Source organism: Streptomyces mexicanus (assembly GCF_902506575.1).
Lineage (GTDB): Bacteria > Actinomycetota > Actinomycetes > Streptomycetales > Streptomycetaceae > Streptomyces > Streptomyces mexicanus.
Genome location: NZ_LR732544.1, coordinates 4,643,216 through 4,650,326 on the forward strand (window position 1 = coordinate 4,643,216; position 7,111 = coordinate 4,650,326).

The window sequence follows — 7,111 nt, forward strand, 5'->3', positions numbered from 1 at the left end:
ATGGACACATATAACAAGTTCCGTTAGATGCATCTAACCATCTGCCCTACGGTAATCCCGTACCGCCCAACCCCCCACGCCCATAAGCCGGAAGCGCACCTACCCCGGGCAAAGCCACCGCCCGGCGTGGCAGTTGAGCGCGTTCGTGTCCCTTCTCTCGTCGGAGGTTTCCATGGGCACCGTATCCCTGCCCGACACCTGGGTGTACGCCCTTCGCCTGCCTCATGATCCGCGCGCGGCACGCGTCGCACGTATGACCGTACGGGCGGCCCTCGGCAGCCATGGGAGACACGAACTGGTCGAGGTCGTGGAGCTGTTGGTCTCCGAGCTGGTCACCAACGCCTACCGGCACACCCGGGGCCCCGCCTCCCTACGGCTGACCGCGCTCGCGGACGGGCGGCTGCGGGTCGGGGTCTGGGACAGTCACCCGCGGATCCCGGCGCCGTTCGGGGAGCCGCCCTGGGACCGGGTCGCGCCCGCCCCGGCGGACGCCGACGGCGGGCGCGGGCTGCGGCTCGTGCAGGAGTACGCGGACTGCTGGGGCAGCTGGCCCCTGCGGTCCGGCCCGCTGGACCGGGGCGCCGGGAAGCTGCTGTGGTTCGAGGTGGGCGGGCGCGGCGAGGACGCCTACTCCTGCGCGTACTTGCCCTCCGTCGCCGGGTCCAGGGCCAGTCGGTAGCCGCGTTTGACGACCGTCTGGATCAGCTTGGGGGCGCCCAAGGCCGTGCGCAGGCGGGCCATCGCCGTTTCCACGGCGTGTTCGTCGCGGCCCGCGCCGGGCAGCGCGCGCAGCAGGTCGGCGCGGGAGACGACCCAGCCGGGGCGCCGGGCCAGGGCGCGCAGCAGGGCCATCCCGGCCGGGGGTACGGGCCTGAGGTCCCCGTCGAGCAGCACCGCGTGGCCGCGGACCTCCAGGCGGTGGCCGGCCACGGGCAACGGGTGGGCACGGGCGGGCAGTTCGCGGCAGAGCAGTTGCACCAGCGGGCCGAGGCGGAACCGTTCCGGCTGCACCGTCTCCACGCCCCGCGCCTGCAACGGCACCGCGGTGACCGGGCCGACGCACGCGGGCAGGACACCGTGCCGGAACGCCTCCAGCAGCTCAGGCAGCATCCCCCGCTCCTCGGCCCGCGCCAGCAGCGAGGCGGCGGCCGGTGCGCTGGTGAAGGTGAGCGCGTCCAGGCCGCGGGTGACGGCGGCGTCCAGCAGCCGGTCCAGCGGTCCGGGGTCCTCCGGGGGCATCCAGCGGTAGACGGGCACCCCGACCACCTCGGCCCCGGCGGCCCGCAGGGACTCCACGAAACCCGGCAGCGGTTCGCCGTGCAGCTGGACGGCCACCCGCTTGCCGTCCACGCCCTGCTCCAGGAGCCGGTCCAGCACCTCCGCCATGGACTCCGAGGTGGGCGACCACTCCTCGGTCAGCCCGGCGGCGCGGATCGCGCCCTTGACCTTGGGTCCGCGTGCCAGCAGCTCGGCCTGGCGCAGCCGGGTCAGCAGCGCCTCGCCCAGCCCCCAGCCCTCGGCCGCCTCCACCCAGCCGCGGAAGCCGATCGCGGTGGTGGCGACGACCACGTCGGGCACCTGGTCGATGATCTCCTTGGTGGCGGCGAGGAGTTCACTGTCGTCGGCGAGCGGCACGATCCGCAGGGCGGGCGCGTGCACGACGCAGGCGCCGCGCCGCTGGAGCAGCGCGCCCAGTTCGTCGGCCCGGCGCGCGGCGGTGACGCCCACGGTGAACCCGGCCAGCGGCCCCTGCTCGGGCCGCCCGGCTTGCTGCTCTTCGTCGTACACGGAGGACATGGACTCTCCTAGCTGACCGGCACCGCCGACGTCCGAGCCTGTCAACGGCGCGTGACAGGCTCGGTTCGGCCGCATTGCGCCGGTGTTACGTCACACCTCGGCGTAGTCGAGCTGCGGCTTCGTCTCCGTCCTCACCGTAGTCGCAGCCTGCCCCGCCGGGCGACGCAGGTATACGGCCCAGGTCACCGCGAAGCACACGCCGTAGAAGGCGAGGAAGGCGACGAAGGCTCCGGTGCCGGAACCGGAGGAGAGGAAGGACTGGCGGAAGGCGAGGTTGATGCCGACCCCGCCGAGCGCCCCGACCGCGCCGATCAGCCCCATGGAGGCACCGGACAGGCGGCGGCCGTACGCCACGGCCTCCTCCCCTTCCAGGCCCCTGGCCAGCGCCTTCGCCTGGAAGATGCCGGGGATCATCTTGAACGTCGAGCCGTTGCCCAGGCCGCTCAGCACGAACAGGGCGACGAAGACGATCACGAACAGCGGCAGCGACGTGACCATGCTCGCGGCGATCAGCCCGGCGGTCGCGGCGGCCATGGCGACGTAGTTCCACAGGGTGATGCGGGCGCCGCCGTAGCGGTCCGCGAGCCGGCCGCCGACCGGCCGCACCAGCGAGCCGAGCAGCGGGCCGATGAAGGTCAGGTACGTCGCCTGGAGGGGAGTCCGGCCGAACTGGGTCGTCAGCACCTGCCCGAAGGCGAAGCTGTAGCCGATGAAGGAGCCGAAGGTGCCGACGTACAGGAACGACATGATCCACGTGTGCGCGTCACGGGCGGCGTCCCGGGCCGCGCCGGTGTCGTTCCGCACCGTCGCCAGGTTGTCCATGAAGAGCGCGGCGCACACGGCGGCCACGACGATCAGCGGGATGTAGATGCCCAGCAGGACGCGCGGCCCGCCGCTCGCCGCGATGACGGCGAGCGCCACCAGCTGGATCGCCGCCACGCCGACGTTGCCGCCGCCGGCGTTCATGCCGAGCGCCCAGCCCTTCTTCCGCAGCGGGAAGTAGGCGTTGATGTTGGTCATGGAGGAGGCGAAGTTGCCGCCGCCGATACCCGCGAGGAGGCCCACTCCGAGGAAGGTGGCGAAGGAGGTGCCCGGGTGCATGACGGCGAAGGCGGCGATCGTGGGGACGAGCAGCAGGCCCGCGGAGACGATCGTCCAGTTCCGGCCGCCGAACAGGGCGACGGCGAAGGTGTACGGCACCCGCGCGATCGCCCCGACCAGCGTCACCGCGGAGGTCAGCAGGAACTTGTCGGCCGGCGTCAGCCCGTACTCGGGGCCCATGAACAGCACGAGGACGGACCACAGGGTCCAGATCGAGAACCCGATGTGCTCGGAGAGCACCGAGAAGAACAGGTTGCGGTACGCGATCCTCCTGCCCGTGTCCTCCCAGAAGGTCTCGTCCTCCGGGTCCCAGTGCGCGATCCAACGGCCTCGACTGCGGCTGGCTGCCATGACACCTCCACGGTGCGCTGAGCGACTGGCCCGACGCTACGCAGAGCGCGTTTCCGCTCCGTGGCTGTGCGTGACCGCGAGGGAACGATGCTCTCACCGCGCGGGGCGCGGCGGTGAGAGGTCACCTGGGCGCCCGCCGGCCCTTGCCGTTCGGCCACAGCCGCGGTCGGCGCCGTGCGGCGAGGTCCTCGATCCAGCCGAAGGCGAGCACCACCGCGGCGATCAGCGGCCACACCAGGACGAACATCCACACGGCGTTGGTCGCGTCCAGCGCGGCGACCGCGGCGTCGCTCCGCAGGAACGGGAGCTTGTACACCTGATCGAGGATCGGGACCGTAGCGGTGATGAGCAGGTTGTGCCACAGGTAGATCGTGACCGCGCGGTTGTTGGCCAGGGTGACCGGGCCGTCCCAGCGGCGCAGCCGGCCCGGCAGCTCCCGCCACGACGGGGCGTACTGCAGGAGGATCACCACCGCGCCGAAGGACCACAGCGCCTGGGCGAGAGGGATGTCGTTGAGGTCCCAGCCGTCCGGGCCCCGGTGGCCGGAGGCCCACCACAGGCCGGCCGCCATCAGGAACGCCGCGCAGGAGACCGCCACATAGCGGGGGACCTCCTTCAGCACGCCCTCCTGGTGGGCGAAGCCGAGGACCCAGCAGCCGCCGTACACCGCGAAGTCCGTCACCGCGTTGCCGGTCTCGCCGGGGATCGTCACCACGCCCGTGCCGACCACCGCGGTCAGCGCGAGCGGGGCGAGCAGCGTCGGCCAGGGGGCGCGGCGGAACGCCCACAGCAGCAGCGGTGAGGCGACGACGAACCACAGGTAGGCGCGCAGGTACCACAGCGGGCCGGCCGCGTCGTCCGCCCAGGTGGGGTCCAGCAGGCCGGAGGCGGAGCCCAGCTGCTCCGGGTAGGGCGGGGCGCCGAGGGGGACCACGTAGTTCAGGAGCTTGACCAGGCCCGTGACCCCGCCGAGGTCCGGGTCCTTCGCCGGGTTCCAGCCGGCGACGAGCATCAGCGGCAGCAGGACGGCGCCGAACGCCCACAGCGGCGGCAGCAGCCGGCGCAGCCTGCCCTTGATCACGCTCAGCGCCGGGCGGTTCAGGGAGCGGGCCATCAGGGAGCCGGCCAGCGCGAACATCACGCCCATCGACGGGAACAGGATCGTCAGCCAGGCCCAGCCGAACAGGTGGTAGAGCACCACCCGGAACAGGGCCAGGGCCCGCAGCAGGTCCAGGTAGCGGTCGCGGCCGGCGGCCGGGGCACGCCCGGCGGCGGCCTCCGGCGGAAGGGTCTGCGTCATCCCACCGGCCTCCGCTCCGTCGTCCCGCCCACCGGGCCGCTGCTCCCGCCCCATGCGTCCGCCGTGCCGCGCACCGGGTCCGCGCCCGGGCTCACCGGGTGGGTACGTGCGCTCATCGCGTCCACCCGCTCGCGCGGCGGCGCCGCTCCTCCCGGCGCCTCCACCGCGCCGGTGCGGCGCAGCTTCTGCCAGCGCAGCCGGCCGCCGGTCAGGGCGGTGATCCAGGACTGGAGCAGCACGACGTACATCAGCTGCCGGTAGAGGATCTGCTGGAGCGGGAGCGAGATCAGGTGGGTCATGCGTTCGCGGTCCAGGCGGAAGGCGTACGCGGCGCAGAACGCCTGGAGGGCGAGGACGCCCAGCCACGCGATCACCGTCTTCTGCGTGGGGCCGAAGACCACGCCGTAGAGGAGGAACAGGTCGATCAGGGGGGCCAGCAGCGGGGCCACCACCATGAACAGCGAGACCAGGGGCAGGCCGACGCGGCCGAACCGGCCGGAGGGGCCGCGGTCCAGCAGTGCGCCGCGGTGCTTCCAGATGGCCTGCATGGTGCCGTAGGACCAGCGGTAGCGCTGGGACCACAGCTGCTGGACGGACTCGGGCGCCTCGGTCCAGGCGCGGGCGTTCTCGGCGTAGACGACGCGCCAGCCGGCGCGGTGCAGGGCCATGGTGATGTCGGTGTCCTCGGCGAGGGTGTCCTCGCTCATGCCGCCGACCTGTTCCAGGGCCGAGCGGCGGAAGGCGCCGACCGCGCCGGGGATGGTCGGCATGCAGCGCAGGATGTCGTACATGCGGCGGTCGAGGTTGAAGCCCATCACGTACTCGATGTGCTGCCAGGCGCCGATGAGCGAATCGCGGTTGCCCACCTTGGCGTTGCCGGCCACCGCGCCGACCCTCGGGTCCGCGAAGGGCTGCACCAGCTCGCGGACGGTGGAGGGTTCGAAGACGGTGTCGCCGTCCATCATGACGATCAGGTCGTGCGAGGCCTTCGCTATACCGCGGTTGAGGGCGGCGGGCTTGCCCGCGTTGCGCTGGCGCACGACGCGCACCCCGGGCAGGTCCAGGGACTCCACGAGGTCGGCGGTGCCGTCGCAGGAGCCGTCGTCCACGACGAGGACCTCGATGGGGTGCTCGCCGGCCACCAGCGAACGGACCGTGTTCTCGATGCACTTGGCCTCGTTGTACGCCGGGACCAGCACCGACACCGGTTCGGTGACCGGCGGCCCCCAGGAGAAGCCGCGGCGGCGCACCCGGCGGGCGTGCGCGCCGGAGAGCAGCAGCATCAGGGCGAAGCGGGCGATGACCAGGCCGCCGACGAGGGCCAGGCAGACGCCCAGGGCGTCGGTGAGGCCGTCCGCGGCCCGCACCAGGAGGATCCACGCCTTGCCCTGCCACAGGTCGGCGCCGGTGACCGGGGTGAGCGCGCTGGGGGCGCCGAGCGCCTCGGTGAGGTTGTCGAACCGGTAGCCGCGGGCCTGGAGTTCGGGCAGGTAGCGGTCGAGGGCCTGGACGGTCTGGCGGCGGTCGCCGCCGGAGTCGTGCATGAGGACGATCGCGCCCTTGCCGCCCTCGGGTGTGGCCCGGCGGACGATCTCCGCCACGCCCGGCTTGCGCCAGTCCTCGCTGTCGACGGTGTTGACGACGGTGATGTAGCCGCGGCTGCCGATGTACCGGGCCACCGGCCAGGACCGGTCGTCCATGGCGTCGGCGAAGGAGGAGTACGGCGGCCGGAACAGCGAGGTGCGCACGCCCGCCGCGCCGGTGATGGCGAGCTGGTTCTGCGACAGCTCCCAGTCGATGCGCCGCGTGGACTGGTAGGACAGGTCGGGGTGGTTGAAGGTGTGCAGGCCCACCTCGTGCCCCTCGGCGACCATGCGCCGCACCAGGTCCGGGTAGCGCGAGGTCATCGTGCCGGTGACGAAGAACACCGCGTGGGCGTGGTGCTTCTTCAGCACGTCCAGCACCTTCGGCGTCCAGGTCGGGTCGGGGCCGTCGTCGAAGGTGAGGACGAGGCGGTGGTCGGGCACGCGCAGGCTGGTGGCCCGGCCGTGGCGGGTGTCGATGACGGGGCCGCCGTCGAGGATCCGCTGCGGCACCTTGTCGGTGGCGGCCTCGGGGCGGACGCGGTGGTCGGCGAGGATCTCGCTGTGCGTGTAGCCCCGCAGCATCAGCATCGCCATCAGCGCGGCGAGCAGCAGTGCGGGCACCAGCAGGCGCAGCGGGAGCTTCAGCGGCGAGCGGCGGGCGCGGGCGGGCCTGCCCGCGCCGCGGCGGGTGCGGGCGCCGGCGGCGTGGGTGCCGTGGGCCGCGGGCGTCCGGCGGGTGCGGGCCATCAGGCGGCGACCCCCGGGGAGGCCGGGGCCGGTGCCCCGGTGCCGGCCGGGGCGTCCGGTGCCCCGGTGGAGCCCGGCGCGGCGGTGGGCCCGGGTGCCGTCGTGGGGCCGGGGGCCGTGGTGGGTCCCGGTCCTGCTCCGGTGGTGACGGGCACCGGGTCGCCGGGGCCCTGGGCGACGCTGCCGGGCGCGGTGGAACCGGAACCGGCGGCACGGGTTCCGGTTCCAC

5 protein-coding genes and 1 pseudogene are annotated in these 7,111 nt (G+C 73.2%); 1 reads left to right on the plus strand and 5 read right to left on the minus strand.

What is annotated here, in order from left to right; genetic code table 11:
• Window positions 1-172: 172 nt before the first annotated feature.
• Window positions 173-679: an ATP-binding protein gene (locus GV126_RS20910; RefSeq protein ID WP_159669063.1), complete on the plus strand. Its 507-nt coding sequence runs from the start codon at window positions 173-175 to the stop codon at window positions 677-679.
• Here GV126_RS20910 and GV126_RS20915 read toward each other — a convergent pair.
• The 5 genes and pseudogenes from GV126_RS20915 to GV126_RS36595 all read right to left on the minus strand — a co-directional run.
• A complete protein-coding gene (locus GV126_RS20915) occupies window positions 628-1,788 on the minus strand; it encodes a uroporphyrinogen-III synthase (protein WP_159673933.1) in 1,161 nt (386 codons plus the stop codon). The genes GV126_RS20910 and GV126_RS20915 overlap by 52 nt on opposite strands.
• A gap of 99 nt (window positions 1,789-1,887) precedes the next feature.
• The gene (locus GV126_RS20920; protein ID WP_159669066.1) at window positions 1,888-3,249 is read right to left on the minus strand and encodes a nitrate/nitrite transporter; all 1,362 of its coding nucleotides are present in this window, start codon (window positions 3,247-3,249) and stop codon (window positions 1,888-1,890) included.
• A gap of 121 nt (window positions 3,250-3,370) precedes the next feature.
• Complete coding sequence (locus GV126_RS20925; RefSeq protein WP_201299858.1) at window positions 3,371-4,549, minus strand: acyltransferase family protein; 1,179 nt, start codon at window positions 4,547-4,549, stop codon at window positions 3,371-3,373.
• The gene (locus tag GV126_RS20930; RefSeq protein ID WP_438947857.1) at window positions 4,546-6,882 is read right to left on the minus strand and encodes a bifunctional polysaccharide deacetylase/glycosyltransferase family 2 protein; all 2,337 of its coding nucleotides are present in this window, start codon (window positions 6,880-6,882) and stop codon (window positions 4,546-4,548) included. The genes GV126_RS20925 and GV126_RS20930 overlap by 4 nt, the downstream gene beginning before the upstream one ends.
• Window positions 6,882-7,111 (minus strand): annotated as a pseudogene (locus tag GV126_RS36595) (hypothetical protein); the annotation flags it as partial. The gene GV126_RS20930 and the pseudogene GV126_RS36595, both read right to left, overlap by 1 nt.

Coding starts and splice junctions, on each gene's coding strand:
- GV126_RS20910 (WP_159669063.1), top strand. CDS start 173: ATGGGCACCGTATCCCTGCCCGACACCTGGGTGTACGCCCTTCGCCTG.
- GV126_RS20920 (WP_159669066.1), bottom strand. CDS start 3,249: ATGGCAGCCAGCCGCAGTCGAGGCCGTTGGATCGCGCACTGGGACCCG.
- GV126_RS20925 (WP_201299858.1), bottom strand. CDS start 4,549: ATGACGCAGACCCTTCCGCCGGAGGCCGCCGCCGGGCGTGCCCCGGCC.
- GV126_RS20930 (WP_438947857.1), bottom strand. CDS start 6,882: ATGGCCCGCACCCGCCGGACGCCCGCGGCCCACGGCACCCACGCCGCC.